Source organism: Luteimonas viscosa, from assembly GCF_008244685.1.
In the GTDB taxonomy this organism is placed as follows: domain Bacteria; phylum Pseudomonadota; class Gammaproteobacteria; order Xanthomonadales; family Xanthomonadaceae; genus Luteimonas; species Luteimonas viscosa.
This window is the reverse complement of the sequence record NZ_VTFT01000001.1, coordinates 302,188-320,149: the sequence shown is the minus strand read 5'-3', so window position 1 is coordinate 320,149 and position 17,962 is coordinate 302,188. Positions and strand designations below refer to the sequence as shown.

The window sequence follows — 17,962 nt, the reverse complement described above, 5'->3', positions numbered from 1 at the left end:
GAGGGTCGGTGTCGCCCCAGACAGCAGCGCTGTCGCACCTGCGGCGCGCCCCCATCCGCCTTCGGCACCTTCCACCCGTGAAGGGCGCAATGCCCCGCAATGCGGTGGAAGGGAACATCGATGCGTAGCCCGGATAAGGCCAAAGGCCGCATCCGGGGTGCGGGAGTCGGCCGGGACCGGGGTGACATCCTGCTCCCTCTCCCGCTGGCGGGAGAGTCTGGGGTGAGGATGGTGGCGCTCGGGTCGGAACCGGAGTGCGAGCCCGAGTGAAGGCGATGGCCTGCCGACGGTCGACCGCACCGCCCCGAAGGCGCCGGCTCGTTCACGCTTGACGCAGGTCAAGGTGGCCCGTGCGCGACCGCAAGACCATGCCGCGAACTCCGTAGAGGCCGCGACATGGATTCCACACGCAAGCTCTGGACAGGACTGGCGGTCCTGTTGATCAGTTCCTTCGCCGTCCTGCTCTGGGTCGGCAGCGAGGTCCACCGCCAGGCACCGCCGATGCCGGAGCGCGTGGTGTCCAGCGACGGCGAGGTGCTCCACACCCGCGCCGACATCGAGCGCGGCCGGCAGGTCTGGCAGTCGATCGGCGGCCAGCAGCTCGGTTCGATCTGGGGCCACGGCGCCTACGTCGCGCCGGACTGGGGCGCGGACTGGCTGCATCGTGAAGCCGAGGCGATCCTCGACCGCTGGGCCGCGCGCGAACACGGTCTCGCCAGCTACAAAGCGCTCGACGGCCCGACGCAGGCCGCCTACGCGGCCCGGGTGCAGGCGCTGCTGCGCCCGAACACCTGGAACGCGGACACGCAGACGATCACGGTCGATCCGGACCGCGCCGAGGCGATGGCGCAGGTCGCCGCGCACTACGTCAGCCTGTTCGGCAACGAACCGGAGACCGCGGCCCTGCGCGAGGCCTATGCCATGCGCAACGACACCGTGGACGGCGCCGAGAACCGCCAGGCGATGACCGCGTTCTTCTGGTGGGTGTCGTGGTCGCAGGTGACGCAGCGCCCCGGCCAGGAGATCAGCTATACCGCGAACTGGCCGGCCGACAAGCTGGTCGGCAACACGCCGCCGCCCAGCGCGCTGCTGTGGACGGTGTTCAGCGTGCTGTTCCTGATCGCGGGCGTGGGCCTGCTCGGCTGGCACTACGCGGTCAACCACGGCGAGGAGATGGCGCCGGTACTGCCCGCTTCCGATCCGCTGGCCGACATCAGGGTCACGCCGTCGATGCGCGCCACCGCCAAGTACTTCTGGGTGGTGATGGCGCTGTTCCTGGTGCAGATCCTGCTCGGCGCCACCACCGCGCACTACCAGATCGAAGGCCAGCAGGCGTACGGCTTCGCGCTGTCGGAGATCCTGCCGTATTCGCTCACCCGCACCTGGCACACGCAGCTGGCGGTGCTGTGGATCGCGACCGCGTGGCTGGGCATGGGCCTGTACATCGGCCCGGCGATCTCGGGGCACGAGCCGAAGTTCCAGCGGCTGGGGGTCAACGTGCTGTGGGTGTGCCTGATCGTGATCGTGGTCGGTTCGTTCGCCGGGCAGTGGTTCGCGGTGATGCAGAAGCTGGGCCTGGCGCACAACTTCTGGTTCGGCCACCAGGGCTGGGAATACGTCGACATCGGCCGCTTCTGGCAATGGTTCCTGTTCGTCGGCCTCGGCCTGTGGCTGCTGCTGGTGGGGCGCGCGCTGTGGCCGGCGATCGTCGGCGGTGGCGAGTCGAAATCGATCGTGCTGCTGCTGTTCCTGTCGGTGGTGGCGATCGGCGTGTTCTACGCCGCCGGGCTGATGTGGGGCGAGCACACCCACCTGTCGATGGTGGAGTACTGGCGCTGGTGGGTGGTGCACCTGTGGGTGGAGGGCTTCTTCGAGGTGTTCGCGGTGGCGGTGATCGCCTTCCTGTTCACCCGGCTGGGGCTGCTGCAGGTGAAGACGGCGACGATCGCGGTGCTGTTCGCCACCATCGTGTTCCTCGCCGGCGGCGTGCTGGGCACGCTGCACCACCTGTACTTCACCGGCACGCCGACCGCGGTCATCGCCCTGGGCGCGAGCTTCTCCGCGCTGGAGGTGGTGCCGCTGGCCTATGTCGGCTTCGAGGCCTACCACAGCTACAGGCTGGGCAAGGCGACGCCGTGGATGACCCGCTACAAATGGCCGATCATGTTCTTCATCGCGGTCGCGTTCTGGAACCTGGTGGGCGCGGGCCTGTTCGGATTCCTGATCAACCCGCCGCTGCCGCTGTACTACATGCAGGGCCTGAACCTGACGCCGCTGCACGGGCATACCGCGCTGTTCGGGGTCTACGGCATGCTGGGCGTGGGGCTGATGCTGTTCTGCCTGCGCGGGCTCAAGCCCGATGTCGAATGGAACGAGCGCGCGCTCTCGGTCTCGTTCTGGGCCTTCAACATCGGCCTGGCCGGGATGGCGCTGCTGACCCTGCTGCCGATCGGCGTGCTGCAGCTCAACGCGGCGCTGGAGCATGGCTACTGGTACGCACGCTCGGCCGAGTTCATGCAGCAGCCGCTGATCGACCTGCTGGTGTGGATGCGGGTGCCGGGCGACACGATCTTCAGCATCGGTGCGCTGGCGCTGGCCTGGTTCATGTTGCGGCTGTGGATCGTGCCGAAGCGGCGCGCCCTGCCGCTGCGCGAGGCGGCGGCGGGCGCCTGAACCCGTGACGGAGGATGCAGGGATGGAAGGATCGACGGGCCGCACGATCGCATTGGACCTGGTCGACAGGCCGGAGGTGGAGATCGACGCGGCGCTGGTCGCCGGCGGCTTCGGCCTGGACGTGGACGCGTTCCGCCGGCTCATGGACGAGCGGCGGATCGCGGTGCTGTGCGAGCGCGGCACCGGCGAGGACGCCGGTCGCTGGCGCGCCAGCTTCTACCGCGGAACGACTCGCGTGCGCATGGTGGTGGAACCCGACGGGACGCTGGTTGCGGGTGGCTACGAAGTCGCCGAGATGCCCGCGCGAGGAGCGTCGACGACGGGCGCGGATCGGCCCGCGCGCGCATGAATCCCGTGCTGCCGGGGTCTTGACCTGTGTCAACGTCGCCTTCCGCCGCGTCGCCCAACATGCCCGGCATGATCACTTCCGTTTCCAGGCCATCGCCACGGCTGCTCGCCGCCGCCCCGCACCGGCTGATGTTCTTCATCGGCGCCGGCAACCTGCTGCTGGCGATGGGATGGTGGGCCGCCTGGCTCGCCGCGCAGCGCTGGCCGGGGTTGCTGCAGGTGCCGCAAGCGGCGACATACGCTGGCTGGCTACATGCGTTCGTGATGCAGTTCCAGGTGCTGCCCAGCTTCTTCTTCGGCTTCCTGCTGACGGTGTTCCCGCGCTGGATGGGATTGCCGGACATCGCGCGCTGGCGCTATGCGCCGGTGGGCGTGGGCCTGTTCGGGGGGCAACTGGCGATGCTGCTGGGTGCGCTCGGGCTGGAGGTCGCGCTGGTGGTGGGCGTGCTGATGACGCTGGCCGGCTGGGGCGCGGGTGTGTGGATCCTCGGCCGGCTGTTGCTCGCCGAACGCGGACGGACCTGGCATGCGCGCTCGTGTTTCGCGGCGATGCTGCTTGGACTGGTCGGCGTAGCCTGCTTCGGTGGTTTCCTGGCGACCGGCTCGCCATGGTGGGTGTTCTTCGCCATCAAGCTCGGCACCTTCGGCCTGCTGCTGCCGGTGTACCTGACCGTCGCCCACCGGATGTTCCCGTTCTTCGCCGGCAACGCCGTGCCCGGCTACGTCGCATGGCGGCCGATGTGGTTGCTGGCCGCGATCTGGGCATTGGCCATGGCGCAACTTGCGCTCGAATTGCTGCATGCCTACGCGTGGCTGTGGCTGGTCGACGTGCCGATGCTGGCGCTGTCGTTGTTCGTGCTGTGGCGCTGGTGGCCGCGCGGCAATGCCCCGGGCCTGCTGTCGGTGCTGTTCGTCGGCCTGCTGTGGTGGCCGCTGACCTTCGCGCTGTTCTCGCTGCAGAGCCTGGCGTACCTGGCGACCGACGTCTTCGTGCTCGGGCGCGCGCCGGCGCATGCGCTGTTCATCGGCCTGTTCGGCAGCGTGCTGGTGGCGATGGTGAGCCGCGTCACCCAGGGACACTCCGGGCGACCGCTGGCGATGAACGGCCTGGCATGGTTCGCCTTCGTCGGCATCCAGGCGGTGGCGGCGCTGCGCATCGCCGCCGAGCTGATGCCGGATGTGCTGCTGTGGCAGGCACTGGCGGCACTGGGCTGGTTGCTGGTGCTTTCGCCCTGGGTGCTGCGCATCGGCCTGATCTACCTGTCCCCGCGCGTCGACGGCAAACCGGGATGAAGACGGCAACGCGTGGCCGCGCGGCCCCCGGCCGGCGCACGCCGATTCCGCAGGTTGGGCATCCCTGGATCCTCCCTTTGCCACGCGCTCGGGGGACGGGCCAGCTCCGGGCGTACCGGCGGCGGCCGTCCCTGCCTGGTCGTCCTCCGTGCGGACGCATCCCTGTCGCGTCGGCGGAAGAGGGGACAACGGTCCGCCTCCTGCCAGAGGTTCCTTGCCGATGATCGAGTTCTACCCGCAGATCAGGCACGTCCACATCGGCCTGGCCTTGCTCAGCGGCGCGCTGTTCGCGCTGCGCGGCCTGGCGCTCCTTGCCGGCATGCGCTGGCCGAACGCGGCGCCCGTGCGCTGGCTCAGCTACACCGTGGACACCGCGCTGCTCACCGCGGCGATGATGCTGCTCACGATCCTGCCCGGCGCGTTCTACGCCAACGGCTGGCTGGCAGTGAAGGTGGTGCTGATCGTCGCCTACGTGGTGCTGGGCGTGTTCGCCCTGCGCCGCGGTCGTACCCGGGCCGTGCGTGCGGCCTGCTTCGCCGGCGCGCTGCTGCTGTTCGCACAGGTCTATTTCGTCGCGCGCACGCATCACCCGCTGGGCGTGCTGTACCTGCTGGGCTGAGTGCCGGGCTCCCGGAGACCCGGCGTCGGCGTCCGCGCCTCGGGCGGTATCGTCGCCTGGCGCCGCCCCGGGCCGTCGGCACGATGGCCACGCCGCAGCCGGCAACGCAACGCGATACAATGCGCGCCCACTACTTTCCCGCTCCCGCTCCCGCTCCCGTAAGGCACGCGCGAGCCATCCCGACACAGATGACGCCACCCTAGCCAGGATCCACGCAGACGCTGCGCGCGCAAGCCCTGCAATGCGGCCTGTCGCGTGTCCCGAGACTGGTGTGCCTGTTCCGGCGGTGGCCGGGAAGTGGAGTGTCCTTGTTTTCGTCTGCCTTCTCGTCTTCGCGATTCCGCCAGGAATGGTTCGGCAACGTGCGCGGCGACGTGCTCGCCGGCCTCGTCGTGGCCCTGGCGCTGATTCCCGAGGCCATCGCGTTTTCGATCATCGCCGGCGTCGACCCCAAGGTGGGCCTGTACGCGTCGTTCTGCATCGCGGTGGTGATCTCCTTCACCGGCGGGCGCCCGGGCATGATCTCGGCCGCCACCGGTGCGATGGCGCTGGTGATGGTCGGCCTGGTCAAGGACCACGGCCTGCAGTACCTGCTGGCCGCGACCCTGCTGACCGGCGTGCTGCAGATCGTCGCCGGCCTGCTGAAGCTGGGTGCGCTGATGCGCTTCGTCTCGCGCTCGGTGATCACCGGCTTCGTCAACGCGCTGGCGATCCTGATCTTCATGGCGCAGTTGCCCGAACTGATCGGCGTTCCGTGGCTGGTCTACGTGTTCTGCGCCGCCGGCCTTGCGATCATCTACGGGCTGCCTTACCTGACCCGTGCGGTTCCCTCGCCGCTGGTCGCGATCGTCGTCCTCACCGCGGTCGCGATCGCGATGCAGGCGGACATCCGCGTGGTCGGCGACATGGGCGAACTGCCCGACAGCCTGCCGCTGTTCCTGTTCCCCGAGGTGCCGCTGACGCTGGAGACGCTGTGGATCATCCTGCCGGTGTCGGCCACGCTGGCGGTGGTGGGCCTGCTGGAGTCGCTGCTCACCGCGCAGATCGTCGACGACCTGACCGATACGCCCAGCGACAAGAACCGCGAATGCGCGGGGCAGGGCGTGGCCAACATCGCCTCAGGTTTCCTCGGCGGCATGGCCGGCTGCGCGATGATCGGGCAGTCGGTGATCAACGTGAAATCCGGCGGTCGTGGACGGCTGTCGGCGCTGGTCGCGGGCAGCGTGCTGCTGGTACTGGTGGTGTTCGCCGGACCCTGGGTGAAGCAGATCCCGATGGCCGCACTGGTCGCGGTGATGATCATGGTCTCGATCGGCACCTTCAACTGGAGCTCGATCCGCAACCTGCGCACGCATCCGAAGAGTTCCAGCATGGTGATGATCGGCACCGTGGTGGTGACGGTGTTCACCCACGACCTGGCCAAGGGCGTGCTCACCGGCGTGCTGCTGTCGGCGCTGTTCTTCGCGCGCAAGGTCGGCCAGGTGCTGCATATCGGTTCGACCGCGGCCGACGGGGGCCGCACGCGCCATTACACGGTCACCGGCCAGGTGTTCTTCGCGTCGGCCGAGCAGTTCGTGGCGGGGTTCGATTTCAAGGAGGCGGTGGAGCGCGTGCGCATCGATGTCGGCGGCGCCCACTTCTGGGACCTGAGCGCGGTCGGCGCGCTCGACAAGGTCGTGCTGAAATACCGCCGCGAGGGCACCGAGGTCGAGATCCTGGGATTGAACGATGCCAGCAGCACCCTGGTCGAGCGGCTGGGCGTGCACGACAAGCCCGACGCGGAGCGCCTGATGGGCGGGCACTGAGGAGACGATGATGACCACGGCAACGGCTGGACAGTCCCACCTCAACATCGGCGGCCGGGTACTGGCCGCGATCGACACCTCGGCCTACACCGACAGCGTCTGCAGCCATGCCGTCTGGGCCGCCGCGCGCCTGGAGGCGCCGCTGGAGTTCGTGCACGTGCTGGAGCGGCAGGCCGACGGCGCGCGCTTCAGCGATCTCAGCGGCAACCTCGCCCTGGGCACGCAGGAGGCGCTGCTCGAGCAACTGGTCGCGGTGGACGAAGCGCAGGGCAAGCTGGCGCAGGAGCGCGGACGGCTGCTGCTGCGCCATGCGCAGTCGATCGCCACCGCGCAGCGCGGCATCGAGGCGGAAACCCGCCTGCGCCACGGCGGCCTGGTCGACACCCTGCTCGACCTCGAGGACGGCGTGCGCCTGTACGTGCTGGGCAAGCGCGGCGAGCACGTCGACTTCGCCCAGGGCCACCTCGGCAGCGAGCTCGAGCGGGTGGTGCGTGCGGTGCATCGGCCGATCCTGGTGGCGTCGCGCGCGTTCGCCGACATCGCCCGCGTGCTGGTCGCCTTCGACGGCAGCGCGACCACGCGCAAGGGCATCGAGATGGTCGCCGCCAGCCCGCTGTTCCGCGGCCTGCATGTCGACGTGGTGACCGTGGGCAAGGATGGCGACGCCGCGCAGGCGCAGCTGCGATGGGCGCTGGACACGCTGTCGCGGGCGGGGCTGGACAACGCGGGACGCATCGTCGCCGGCGAACCCGACGACGTCATCGCCGGACTGGTGCAGGACGAGCGCATCGACCTGCTGGTGATGGGCGCCTACGGCCATTCGCGCATCCGCCGGCTGATCGTCGGCAGCACCACCACCACGATGCTGCGCACCTGCCGCATCCCCGTGCTGCTGTTGCGCTGACGGCGCGACAGCGCACGCGGTCCGGTCGTACCGCTGAAGTCGCGGCGCGACCGGTTCAGAATGCCTGCAACGCCACGGATGCGCCCACGCACCAGGCGACCACGGCGAGCACCGGCACGCGTCCGCTGGCGAGCAGTCCCAGCGCCACCGCCGCCACCAGCAGGTCGCCCGGGCCGCGGATGCCTTCGCGCCAGACCGGATCGTAGAAGGCCGCCGCCAGCAGCCCGACCACGGCGGCGTTGATGCCCGCCACGGCGCGGGCGGCGAACGGCCGGCGCACCAGCGCGGCCCAGAACGGCAGCACGGCCGCGAGCAGCAACAGGCCCGGCAGGAAGATGGCGACCAGCGCGAGGGCGGCGGCGGCCGCGGCCGGCATGCCCAGGGGAATGTCCGCGCCGAGGAACGCGGCCAGGGTGAACATCGGCCCCGGCACCGCCTGGGCGGCGCCGTAACCGGCCAGGAACACGTCGCCGTCGACCCAGCCCGGCGCGACCACGGCTTCCTGCAACAACGGCAACACCACGTGCCCGCCGCCGAACACGAGCGCGCCGGCGCGGTAGAACGCTGCGAAGACGCCACCCGCATCGGGCGCCGACGTCACCGGCAGCGCGAGCGCGGTCAGCAGCAGCGCCAGCCAGACGGCCAGCAGCATCGCAGCCGTGCGACGCCCGTGCGGCAGGGGTAGGGGCTCGAAGTCCTGCGATGCGACGCCTCGGCACAGTACGAGCCCGGCGCCGCTGCCCAGCACGATCGCGGCCAGTTGCGGCCAGGCGCCGGCAGTCGCCAGCACCAGCGCCGCGGCGGCGATGCCGATGCCGATGCGCGGCAGGTCCGGGACCACGCGTCGCGCCATCCCGGCCAGGCCATGAGCGACCACGGCCACGGCGAGCAGCTTCAGCCCCTGCACCACCGCCGGCATCCAGGCGTTGCCTGCGAGACCTGGAAGCAGCAGCGCCAGCACGAACAGGCACAGCGCCGAGGGCAGGGTGAAGGCCACGAACGCGGCGAAGGCGCCACGCCATCCGGCGCGCTGCAGGCCGAGCGCGAAGCCGAGCTGGCTGCTGGCCGGGCCGGGCAGGAACTGGCACACCGCCACCAGGTGCGCGAAGCGCGCTTCGCCCAGCCAGCCGCGACGCGCCACGCATTCGTGGCGCAGGTAGCCGATATGGGCGATGGGGCCGCCGAACGAGGTCAGGCCCAGCCGCAGGAAGGCCCGGAACACTTCACGGGCGGAGCCCGGCGGTGGGGTCGCGGTTCGCGGAAGGGGCGCGGCGTGTTTCAAAGCACCCGTCGCCCCTGCGCGTCGATCACCACCTCGCCGTCCTCCTTGGTGAAGGGGCGGGCCACCGGCGGCAGCAGGTCGAGCACCACCTCCGACGGCCGGCACAGGCGGATGCCGCGGTCGGTTTCCACGAACGGACGGTTGATCAGAACCGGTTCGGCGAGCATCGCATCGAGCAGGGCATCGTCGTCGAGCGAAGGATCGTCGAGCCCCATCTCCAGCCACGGCGTGCCCTTGCGGCGCAGCGCCTCGCGTACGGACAGGCCGGCGCCGGCGATCAGCTCGCGCAGGCGTTCGCGCGTGGGCGGCTCGTGCAGGTATTCGATGACCTGCGGCTCGATGCCGGCGTGGCGGATCAGCGCCAGCGTGTTGCGCGATGTGCCGCAGGCGGGGTTGTGGTAGATCACGGTGCGCATCATGCAATCCGTCAGCGACAGCAGGCCGGGCCGGCCGCCGCTTGCGCCGCCAAGGCCGGCGGCGCCGGCACGACCGGTGCGCTTTCGACCGCGCCCGAGGCCTGCGCGAGGGCCGTGGCCGCAACCGCACCCTTGCGCTCGCTGTAGCGGCTGGTGAGGTAGTTGCTGCGGCCACGGACCATGAGGGTGAACTTCACCAGCTCCTCCATCACGTCGACCACGCGATCGTAGTACGGCGAAGGCTTCATCCGCCCGCTCTCGTCGAATTCCTGCCAGGCCTTGGGCACCGACGACTGGTTGGGGATGGTGACCATGCGCATCCAGCGGCCGAGCACGCGCAGCGCGTTGACCACGTTGAACGACTGCGACCCGCCGCAGACCTGCATCACCGCAAGCGTGCGGCCCTGGGTGGGACGCACGCCGCCTTCCTCCAGCGGCAGCCAGTCGATCTGGTTCTTGAACACCGCCGTGGGGCTGCCGTGGCGCTCCGGGCTCACCCAGACCTGGCCTTCCGACCACAGCGACAGGCGCCGCAGCTCCTGCACCTTCGGGTGGTCTGCCGAGGTGCTGTCCAGCAACGGCAGGTCGTGCGGATCGAACACGCGGGTCTCGGCGCCCAGCGCGCGCAGCAGCCGCTGCGCCTCCAGCGCGAGCTTGCGGCTGAAGGATGCGGGCCGCAGCGAGCCGTAGAGCAGGAGGATCCGGGGCGGGTGTCCCGGGCCCGATGGATCCAGGCGGGCGGGGTCGGGGAGTTCGAGCGCGGCGGGGAGGAGGTTGGGCAGGTCGGGGTGGGTCATCGCTGTCTTGTCCATGCAATATTGTTCGACTATTCTAGAAACATGGAAATGAAAGACGCAACCACCGCGCTCGCCGCGCTCGGCCAGGACACCCGGCTGGCGGTGTTCCGCCTGCTGGTCGAGGCCGGTCCCGAGGGTTTGGCGGCAGGCGCGATCGCCGAGGCGCTGGCGGTGCCGCCGGCGACGCTCTCGTTCCACCTCAAGGAGCTCGGCGCGGCCGGCCTCGTGGTCGCGATGCCGCAGGGGCGTTCGATCCGCTATCGCGCCGACTTCGAGGCGATGGGCGCACTGATCGGGTTCCTCACCCACAACTGCTGCGGCGGCAACGCCGACGCCTGCCGGCCAGCGGCGTCATCGCGCAGCGCGGCGCGGCGCAAGGTGTCCGCAGCGTGATGCAGCCGGATCCCGCGGCGACGCCGGCTCAGGGCATGGGACCGTTCGAGCGGCACCTGAGCCTGTGGGTGCTGGCGTGCATCGTGGTCGGCACCACGGCCGGATGGCTGCTGCCCGGCGCCTTCACGACGCTGGGCGGAATGGAACTGGCGAGTGTGAACCTGCCGGTCGCGGTGCTGGTGTGGCTGATGATCGTGCCGATGCTGCTGAAGGTCGACTTCACCTCGATGGGGAAGGTGGGCCGGCAGTGGCGGGGCATCGGGGTCACGCTCGGGGTGAACTGGCTGTTCAAGCCGTTCCTGATGGCGCTGCTGGCGTGGCTGTTCCTGCGGGTGCTGTTCGCGCGCTGGCTGCCGACGGAACAGGTCGACGAGTACGTGGCGGGGCTGATCCTGCTCGGTGCTGCGCCGTGCACGGCGATGGTGTTCGTGTGGAGCCACCTGTCGGGCGGCGATCCGGAATTCACGCTGTCGCAGGTGGCCCTCAACGACGCGGTGATGGTGGTCGCGTTCGCGCCGATCGTCGCGCTGCTGCTGGGCATCTCCGCGATCCGGGTGCCCTGGGACACGCTGCTGCTGTCGGTCGCGATCTACATCCTGATTCCGCTCGCCGCCGCGGTCTGGCTGCGGCGTGCGCTGCTGCGCCGGGGAGGCATAGCCGCGCTTGAGCGTACGCTGGCGCGGCTCGGCCCCTGGTCGATCGGCGCGCTGCTGGCGACGCTGGTGCTGCTGTTCGGCTTCCAGGGCGGGCAGATCCTGCGCCAGCCGGTGGTGATCGTGCTGCTGGCGGTGCCGATCCTGGTCCAGGCCTACCTCACGTTCGGCGTGGGTTACTGGCTCAACCGCCGATTCGGCACGCCGCACTGCGTCGGTGGTCCCTCGGCGCTGATCGGCGCCAGCAACTTCTTCGAGCTCGCCGTCGCGACGGCGATCGTGCTGTTCGGCGTGGAGTCGGGCGCGGCGCTGGCGACGGTGGTGGGCGTGCTGGTCGAAGTGCCGGTGATGCTGTCGCTGGTGCGCGTGGTCAACGGCTCGCGCGGCTGGTACGAGGCGCGCGACCGGGCGTCCGTGCCACGTCCTCCCGGCTAGCTGCGCAGGCCGCGACGACGTCCCGTTCCAGTTTCCATCCAACCATTCCATCGGACATCGCATGAGCATTCGCATCGGCATCAACGGCTTCGGACGGATGGGGCGGCTGGCCCTGCGCGCGGCCTGGGCCGACCCGGACCTGTCCTTCGTCCACATCAACGACCCCGCCGGCGATCCGGCCACGCTGGCGCACCTGGTGCAGTTCGATTCGGTGCATGGACGCTGGGATCGCGACGTGCACGCGGAGGATGGCGCACTCGTGATCGACGGCGTGCGCATCCCGGTCAGCCGCAACCACGACATCGCCGCCAGCGACTGGTCGGCATGCGACGTGGCGATCGAGGCCTCGGGCAGGTTCCGCAAGCCCGACTCGCTGCAGCCCTACCTCGACCAGGGCGTGCAGCGGGTGGTGGTGACCGCGCCGATCAAGGCCGCCGGCACGCTCGACATCGTCATGGGGGTCAACCACCAGCGCTTCGATCCGGCGCGGCACCGGATCGTCTCGGCCGCGTCCTGCACCACCAACTGCCTCGCGCCGGTGGTCAAGGCGATCCACGAAGGCATCGGCATCCGCCACGGCAGCCTGACCACGATCCACAGCCTCACCAACACCCAGGTGATCGTCGACGCGCCGCACAAGGACCTGCGCCGCGCGCGCGCCTGCGGCAGCAGCCTGATCCCGACGTCGACCGGCTCGGCGACCGCGATCGCCGAGATCTTCCCCGAACTGCGCGGTCGCCTCGACGGCCACGCCGTACGCGTGCCGCTGACCAACGCCTCGCTCACCGACTGCGTGTTCGAGGTCGAGCGCGCGACCACGGTGGAGGAGGTCAACGGACTGCTGCGCGCCGCGGCGGAAGGCGAACTGGCCGGTATCCTCGGCTACGAGACGCGGCCGCTGGTGTCGATCGACTTCCTGCACGACCCGCGCTCGGCGATCGTCGACGCACTGTCGACCCTGGTGGTCAACGGCACCCAGGTGAAGATCTACGCCTGGTACGACAACGAGTGGGGCTACGTGAACCGCACCATGGAACTGGTGCGGCTGGTCGGCAAGGCGGGTTGAGGCATGCCCGCGCGGCTGTCGCCGGACGTGCGCCGGTACCTGCTGGTCACCGGCAACTACTGGGCGTTCACCCTCACCGACGGCGCGCTGCGCATGCTGGTGGTGCTGCATTTCCACCAGTTGGGTTACAGCCCGCTGCAGATCGCGATGCTGTTCCTGTTCTACGAGATCTTCGGCGTGGTCACCAACCTCGTCGGCGGCTGGCTGGGCGCGCGGATCGGGCTCGATCGCACCATGCACATCGGCCTGGCGCTGCAGGTGCTGGCGCTGGGCATGCTGCTGGTGCCGGCCGCGTGGCTGACCGTGGTGTGGGTGATGGCGGCGCAGGCGCTGTCGGGCATCGCCAAGGACCTCAACAAGATGAGCGCCAAGAGCAGCATCAAGCTGCTGGTGGCGGACGACCGGCCGGGCACGCTGTATCGCTGGGTGGCGGCGCTCACCGGTTCGAAGAACGCGCTCAAGGGCGTCGGCTTCTTCCTGGGGGGCGTGCTGCTGACGATGGTCGGCTTCGCGCCTGCGGTGGCGATCATGGCCGCTGCACTGCTGCTGGTGTGGCTGGCGAGCCTGGTATTGCTCAAGGGCGATCTGGGCAAGGCCAGCGCGCGGCCGAAGTTCCGCGACATCCTCTCCAAGAGCCGTGCGATCAACCTGCTGTCGGCGGCGCGGATGTTCCTGTTCGGGGCGCGCGACGTGTGGTTCGTGGTGGCGCTGCCGGTGTTCCTGGCGACCACGCTGGGCTGGGACTTCTGGCGCGTGGGCGGGTTCATGGCCGCCTGGATCATCGGCTACGGCATCGTGCAGTCATTGGCGCCTTACCTCACCGGTCGCCATGACGCGCGCATGCCCGGCGGTCGCGCTGCGTTCGCGTGGGGCGCGGCGCTGGCACTGGTGCCGCTGGCGATGGCGGGAATGCTGACGGCGGGCCTGTCGCCGCAGCCGGTGCTGGTGGGTGGGCTGGCGGTGTTCGGTGTGCTGTTCGCGGTCAATTCGTCCCTGCACAGCTACCTGATCGTCGGCCATGCGGCGCGCGACGGTGTGTCGCTGGACGTGGGCTTCTACTACATGGCCAACGCGATGGGCCGCCTGCTGGGCACGGTGCTGTCGGGCTGGGTGTTCCAGGTGGCGGGGATCGGCGCGTGCCTGGCGATCTCGGGCGTGTTCATCGCGCTGGCGGCGCTGATCGTGCGCGCATTGCCGCCGGTGGCAGCCGCCGCGGAGGCAGCGGCTCGGCCATGAGTGCGTAGCGCCGCCAGACGCGGCCGCCAGGGCAGTCGCGGTTGTCGGGCAGACGCGCTCGACAAGTTGCGCAGGACGGATGGAGTGCGGGGATCCAGCGAACCCGGCTGGCACGTCGCGGTCACCCGGGACCGCCCCCGCGCGACACCGGCAGCCGCCATCCGCGGCGGATGGCCAGCCAGCGCAGCACGAAGCAGGCTGCGGCGCCGCCGACGGCGACGGGCGCGGGCGGCAGGTCCAGCGCATCGCCGACCACCACCACCGTCGCGCCGGCGAACGCCGCGATCGCGTACAGCTCGCGCTGCAGCACGCTCGGAACCTGCGCCACCAGCACGTCGCGCACGATCCCGCCGCCGACGCCCGACAGGATGCCGAGCATGATCGCGCCGGTCGGGCCGAGTCCGGCCTCGAGCGCCTTGTCCGCGCCGAGTACGGCGAACAGCGACAAGCCGACCGCGTCCGACAGTTGCACCGGGTTGCGCATCCGCTCGACCCGTTCGTGGCGGTAGAAGGTCAGCAGGCCCGCCGCGCTGGAGATCGCGAGATAGCGCCAGTCGAGCACCGACACCGGCGGGGTCGCGCCCAGCAGCACGTCGCGGACGATGCCGCCGGCGGTGGCCGCAGCGAACGCCAGCACCAGCACGCCGAACAGGTCGAGGCGATGGCGCACCGCCACCAGCGCGCCGCTGATCGCGAACGCGAAGGTGCCGACGAAGTCGATGATCGCGATGAAGGTGGAGGTCATGATCCGTTCGCCCGAGGTGCGCGGGGGAGGGTAGGCGGTCAGCGTGCCCCGGGGAAGCGCCTTGTTTGCCGGGAGCATTGTTCTCCTGGACAACGGGATCGGGCCATCATTCTGATGGCTGGTGGGAGGCCGGCTCCCGGTCGCGTGCGACTTCGGAGGGGCCGCAGTGCCCCGGGCAGGGGTCGCGCACCGCTCGGGCAGACGTCCCTGTCCGCACTCACGGCCGCGGCACATCCCTGTGCCGCTTGCGCAACCCCTGCCCGGAACACTGCGGCGCGTCGGCGTCAGTTCCGCGCCTTCGGGGGGCGCGTGCGGCGATGCCTTCCAAGTGTCCAACCGCGGTCGAAGACTTTCGATAGGGGCTGCCGTTGCGCGGAGCAGCGTAGGCGCGGGGGGGCGCCCGGGGTCCGATGCTTCGCGGCACCGGCACATCGCTTTGCCGTTCTGGAACTGCTGCTTTCGGAGCATCGCAGCACGAGCAGCGATGAGCCGTGCCCTGGCGCCCGGGGATCGCGGCAAGCAAGACATGGATGTCTTGCGCGCGAGTCAGGGCAGGATGCCCTGACCGAGCGGAAAGCGATCCCCGGGCGCCAGGGCGCGGCGTCCATCCGGAGCCCCGAAAAGAGAGTGTTCCATCGCGCGCCCATTTCTCCCTCGTTTGGGGAGAAGAACAAAAAAGCCCCCGCTTGCGCGGGGGCTTCCGGCGACGGGGAGACGCCGGATCAGTTGCTGGACGGCAGGGAAAGGTCCGTATCCGGCGCGATCGCGCCGACTGCCGAGGGCGTGGTCATCAGGTCGTGGTTCCACTTGTCGCCCTCGACCTTGAAGTGGGCCGCCGCACCGAGCAGCACCGCCTCGATCAGGTTGTGGTTGACGTAGGCGTACATGCCGGGCTGGTGGAAGGTATACAGCGCGGCGCCCGCCGAACCGCCGCGGATGAACCAGGTCTCCAGGTCCTTGAGCGGGGCGTTGTTGAACTTGCCTTCCTCCCAGACGTAGTCGCCATGGCCGCCGATCAGGTGCGGGCGGGTGTCGCGGTTGGCTTGCGAATGCACCACCAGCACGGTCTCGCCGACCTTGCTCTTCATCGCGTTCTCGCCCGTCAGGGCCCCGGCGGCGCCATTGAAGACCACGTGCGAGGGCACCAGTCCGCGCATCGCCGCGAGCGTGTCGGGCAGCGATTCGGCATGCGACCCGTAGGCCTTGAAATTGCCGTCGGCGTCGCGCGGGATGTAGAACTCGGTCTCGCCGACGTAATAGGCGCGGTCGTAGCGGAGCGCCTTGCCTTCGCCGTCCTTCAGGCCGTCGCGCGGCAGCACCATGATCGTGCCGTGCATGCCGGCGACCACGTGCCAGGGGGTCATCGGGCCGCCCGGGGCGCAGTGGTAGACGAAGGTGCCGGGGCGCGTGGCCTTCCAGCGCAGCGTGACTTCCTCGCCCGGCTGGACCACCGTCAGGTCGCCGCCGCCCATGGCACCGGTGGCGGCGTGGAAGTCGATGTTGTGGGGCATCGTGTTGCTGGCCAGGTTGACCAGGGTGACTTCCACGTAGTCGCCCTCGTGCACCACCATCAGCGGGCCGGGGATCGAGCCGCCGAAGGTCATCGCATGCATCTTCGTGCCCTCGCCGTCGATGGTGATTTCCTTCTCGACGATCGGCAGGGTGAACTGCACGACCTTCGGGCCGCCCTTGGCGACCTGGTCGTGCTCGTGCACCAGCGGCGGGCGCTTGAGCTGGACCTGCTGGCGGGGCAGGGCTGCCAGGTCGGATGCCTGGTCGAGCGTGCGGTTGACCAGTTCCAGCGCGTCGACCGCATGGGCGGGCGAAGGCGCGCCGGCGGCCGCGAGGGCCAGGGCCGATGCCAGAAGGGTTGTCTGCAGCAGTTTCATGAGGCTCTCCTCGATGTCCTCGGGTGTCTGGAGGCATCGTGGAGCCGGGGCGTCGGGAAGCACTTGATCGGCGTCAAGCCGGCGCCCGCGCCGGGCGCTGCACGCGCGGCAGTTGCGGCCGGCTTGACGTGGATCAAGCCGGCGGGATCAGCCGCAGGGCTTGTCCTTGGCGAACGGATTGAGCCGCCGCACCCAGCTGTCGCCGCAGTCGATGTCGACGGGCGCGTTTTCCGCGGCTCGCGCGGCGGCCCGACGCGCCTGCCCGTCGCGGCGTGCCTGTTCGACCGCGGCGATCCGGGCGCGGATCTGGGGCAGGGCGGCCACCGCCGCGCGCTCGCCCTCGAGGATCGCGGCGTTGCGCTGCTCGAAGCTCACGGGGCCGATCTCATTGACCTGCGGCCGGATGACCACGTCGGCGCGCGCTAGCTCCTGCCGTCCCAGCGTCTGGCCCATGATCGTGATCGACTGGTTGACGATGCCGGCCATGCCGGTCGGCGTGCTGCCGCCGGCCTTGCTGGAGATGTCGATGGCGATGACGATGTCGGCGCCGAGCTGGCGCGCCGCATCCACCGGCACCGGACTGACCACGCCGCCGTCGACGTAGCTGCGCCCGCCGATGCGGGTCGGTTCGAACACCCCCGGCACGCTGCTCGATGCGCGCACCGCCTGGCCGGTGTTGCCGCGCACGAAGACCACGCGGTCGCCGGTGTCCAGGCGCGTCGCCACCGCCGCGAAGGGCTTCTTCATCCGTTCGATCGGCAGCCTGCCGACCTCCGCGTTCACGTAGTCCTGCAGCGCCTGGCCCTGCACCAGGCCGCCGGAGAACAGGCGCACGTCGCGCAGGGTCGATTCGTCCAGCGCCACCGCGCGTTCCTGGATGCGGAACGGATCCATGCCGCTGGCATACAGCGCGCCCACCACGCTGCCGGCACTGGTGCCGGCGACCACGTCGGCGCGGATGCCGTTGGCCTCCAGCATCTTGATCGCGCCGATATGGGCGAAGCCCTTGGCCGCGCCGCCACCGAGCGCCAGGCCGATGCGCGGGGGCGGCGGTGCCGCGGGTGCGACCGGGACGGGCGCCGGCGGCATGTCCGCGCGCGGCGCATCGCGACCGGCGCAGGCCGCCAGCAGCAGGAACAGCAGCGGCGCGAGCGGGAACGGGGAGGGCGCGGGCAGGATCGGGCGCATGCGGATCATCGTCGGGGAGCGCAGCGAGGATAGCGGCCGCGGGCCTGTCGCCAGCTGAAGCGGCCGATGGCGAGCGCCGGCCTGGGTGCAGGCATGAAAAAGGCCGGTTTCCCGGCCTTGTTCAATGCAAGTCGATTGGTGGAGCCAGGGAGGATCGAACTCCCGACCTCGTCATTGCGAACGACGCGCTCTCCCAGCTGAGCTATGGCCCCATGGCGGA

At 70.2% G+C, this 17,962-nt stretch carries 16 protein-coding genes and 1 tRNA gene; 10 read left to right on the top strand and 7 right to left on the bottom strand.

What is annotated here, in order from left to right:
• Positions 1–396 precede the first annotated feature (396 nt).
• The 6 genes from FZO89_RS01515 (at position 397) to FZO89_RS01490 (ending at position 7,642) form a co-directional block, all read left to right on the top strand.
• Entirely contained in the window at positions 397–2,673 is a 2,277-nt protein-coding gene (locus tag FZO89_RS01515; protein WP_149101606.1) for a nitric-oxide reductase large subunit, read from the top strand.
• Positions 2,674–2,695: 22 nt separating this feature from the next.
• Positions 2,696–3,022 (top strand): DUF6522 family protein, encoded by a 327-nt coding sequence (locus FZO89_RS01510; RefSeq protein WP_187471000.1) that lies wholly within the window; start codon positions 2,696–2,698, stop codon positions 3,020–3,022.
• A 68-nt stretch (positions 3,023–3,090) separates the two neighbouring features.
• Positions 3,091–4,314, top strand: a complete 1,224-nt coding sequence (locus FZO89_RS01505; protein WP_149101605.1) for an NnrS family protein — start codon at positions 3,091–3,093, stop codon at positions 4,312–4,314.
• A 220-nt stretch (positions 4,315–4,534) separates the two neighbouring features.
• Entirely contained in the window at positions 4,535–4,933 is a 399-nt protein-coding gene (locus FZO89_RS01500) for a SirB2 family protein (protein WP_149101604.1), read from the top strand.
• 308 nt (positions 4,934–5,241) lie between these two features.
• Positions 5,242–6,738 carry a SulP family inorganic anion transporter gene (locus FZO89_RS01495; RefSeq protein WP_149101603.1) on the top strand — a complete coding sequence of 499 codons (1,497 nt, stop codon included), beginning with the start codon at positions 5,242–5,244 and terminating at the stop codon, positions 6,736–6,738.
• 10 nt (positions 6,739–6,748) lie between these two features.
• A complete protein-coding gene (locus FZO89_RS01490) occupies positions 6,749–7,642 on the top strand; it encodes a universal stress protein (protein WP_262378474.1) in 894 nt (297 codons plus the stop codon).
• A 55-nt stretch (positions 7,643–7,697) separates the two neighbouring features.
• Here the strand turns inward: FZO89_RS01490 and chrA are convergent, their stop codons facing one another.
• The 3 genes from chrA to arsH are packed head-to-tail and all read right to left on the bottom strand — an operon-like array spanning position 7,698 to position 10,137.
• Entirely contained in the window at positions 7,698–8,864 is a 1,167-nt protein-coding gene (gene chrA / locus FZO89_RS01485) for a chromate efflux transporter (RefSeq protein WP_262378473.1), read from the bottom strand.
• A gap of 56 nt (positions 8,865–8,920) precedes the next feature.
• Entirely contained in the window at positions 8,921–9,340 is a 420-nt protein-coding gene (gene arsC, locus FZO89_RS01480; protein WP_149101601.1) for an arsenate reductase (glutaredoxin), read from the bottom strand.
• Positions 9,341–9,351: 11 nt separating this feature from the next.
• Entirely contained in the window at positions 9,352–10,137 is a 786-nt protein-coding gene (gene arsH / locus FZO89_RS01475; protein ID WP_149103980.1) for an arsenical resistance protein ArsH, read from the bottom strand.
• Between the two features lie 42 nt (positions 10,138–10,179).
• On the opposite strand from arsH, the gene FZO89_RS01470 reads away from it, so the two are divergent.
• The 4 genes from FZO89_RS01470 (at position 10,180) to arsJ (ending at position 13,920) form a co-directional block, all read left to right on the top strand.
• On the top strand, positions 10,180–10,530 hold the full coding sequence (locus FZO89_RS01470; RefSeq protein ID WP_149101600.1) for an ArsR/SmtB family transcription factor: 351 nt from the start codon (positions 10,180–10,182) through the stop codon (positions 10,528–10,530).
• 35 nt (positions 10,531–10,565) lie between these two features.
• A complete protein-coding gene (arsB, locus tag FZO89_RS01465; RefSeq protein WP_149103979.1) occupies positions 10,566–11,618 on the top strand; it encodes an ACR3 family arsenite efflux transporter in 1,053 nt (350 codons plus the stop codon).
• Between the two features lie 61 nt (positions 11,619–11,679).
• On the top strand, positions 11,680–12,684 hold the full coding sequence (locus FZO89_RS01460) for an ArsJ-associated glyceraldehyde-3-phosphate dehydrogenase (RefSeq protein WP_149101599.1): 1,005 nt from the start codon (positions 11,680–11,682) through the stop codon (positions 12,682–12,684).
• Positions 12,685–12,687: 3 nt separating this feature from the next.
• The gene (gene arsJ / locus FZO89_RS01455; RefSeq protein ID WP_149101598.1) at positions 12,688–13,920 is read left to right on the top strand and encodes an organoarsenical effux MFS transporter ArsJ; all 1,233 of its coding nucleotides are present in this window, start codon (positions 12,688–12,690) and stop codon (positions 13,918–13,920) included.
• Positions 13,921–14,041: 121 nt separating this feature from the next.
• Here arsJ and FZO89_RS01450 read toward each other — a convergent pair whose 3' ends face one another.
• The 4 genes from FZO89_RS01450 to FZO89_RS01435 all read right to left on the bottom strand — a co-directional run bounded on the left by FZO89_RS01450 (position 14,042) and on the right by FZO89_RS01435 (position 17,954).
• On the bottom strand, positions 14,042–14,665 hold the full coding sequence (locus FZO89_RS01450; protein WP_149101597.1) for a trimeric intracellular cation channel family protein: 624 nt from the start codon (positions 14,663–14,665) through the stop codon (positions 14,042–14,044).
• 722 nt (positions 14,666–15,387) lie between these two features.
• The gene (gene nirK, locus FZO89_RS01445) at positions 15,388–16,554 is read right to left on the bottom strand and encodes a copper-containing nitrite reductase (RefSeq protein WP_149101596.1); all 1,167 of its coding nucleotides are present in this window, start codon (positions 16,552–16,554) and stop codon (positions 15,388–15,390) included.
• A 147-nt stretch (positions 16,555–16,701) separates the two neighbouring features.
• A complete protein-coding gene (locus FZO89_RS01440; protein WP_222928070.1) occupies positions 16,702–17,742 on the bottom strand; it encodes a patatin-like phospholipase family protein in 1,041 nt (346 codons plus the stop codon).
• A gap of 136 nt (positions 17,743–17,878) precedes the next feature.
• Positions 17,879–17,954 (bottom strand) — tRNA-Ala (locus tag FZO89_RS01435).
• Between the last annotated feature and the right edge of the window lie 8 nt (positions 17,955–17,962).

Coding starts and splice junctions, on each gene's coding strand:
- FZO89_RS01440 (WP_222928070.1), bottom strand. CDS start 17,742: ATGCGCCCGATCCTGCCCGCGCCCTCCCCGTTCCCGCTCGCGCCGCTG.
- FZO89_RS01490 (WP_262378474.1), top strand. CDS start 6,749: ATGACCACGGCAACGGCTGGACAGTCCCACCTCAACATCGGCGGCCGG.
- FZO89_RS01450 (WP_149101597.1), bottom strand. CDS start 14,665: ATGACCTCCACCTTCATCGCGATCATCGACTTCGTCGGCACCTTCGCG.
- arsC (WP_149101601.1), bottom strand. CDS start 9,340: ATGCGCACCGTGATCTACCACAACCCCGCCTGCGGCACATCGCGCAAC.
- nirK (WP_149101596.1), bottom strand. CDS start 16,554: ATGAAACTGCTGCAGACAACCCTTCTGGCATCGGCCCTGGCCCTCGCG.
- arsB (WP_149103979.1), top strand. CDS start 10,566: ATGGGACCGTTCGAGCGGCACCTGAGCCTGTGGGTGCTGGCGTGCATC.
- FZO89_RS01470 (WP_149101600.1), top strand. CDS start 10,180: ATGGAAATGAAAGACGCAACCACCGCGCTCGCCGCGCTCGGCCAGGAC.
- arsJ (WP_149101598.1), top strand. CDS start 12,688: ATGCCCGCGCGGCTGTCGCCGGACGTGCGCCGGTACCTGCTGGTCACC.
- FZO89_RS01460 (WP_149101599.1), top strand. CDS start 11,680: ATGAGCATTCGCATCGGCATCAACGGCTTCGGACGGATGGGGCGGCTG.
- arsH (WP_149103980.1), bottom strand. CDS start 10,137: ATGACCCACCCCGACCTGCCCAACCTCCTCCCCGCCGCGCTCGAACTC.
- FZO89_RS01505 (WP_149101605.1), top strand. CDS start 3,091: ATGATCACTTCCGTTTCCAGGCCATCGCCACGGCTGCTCGCCGCCGCC.
- FZO89_RS01515 (WP_149101606.1), top strand. CDS start 397: ATGGATTCCACACGCAAGCTCTGGACAGGACTGGCGGTCCTGTTGATC.
- FZO89_RS01510 (WP_187471000.1), top strand. CDS start 2,696: ATGGAAGGATCGACGGGCCGCACGATCGCATTGGACCTGGTCGACAGG.
- FZO89_RS01500 (WP_149101604.1), top strand. CDS start 4,535: ATGATCGAGTTCTACCCGCAGATCAGGCACGTCCACATCGGCCTGGCC.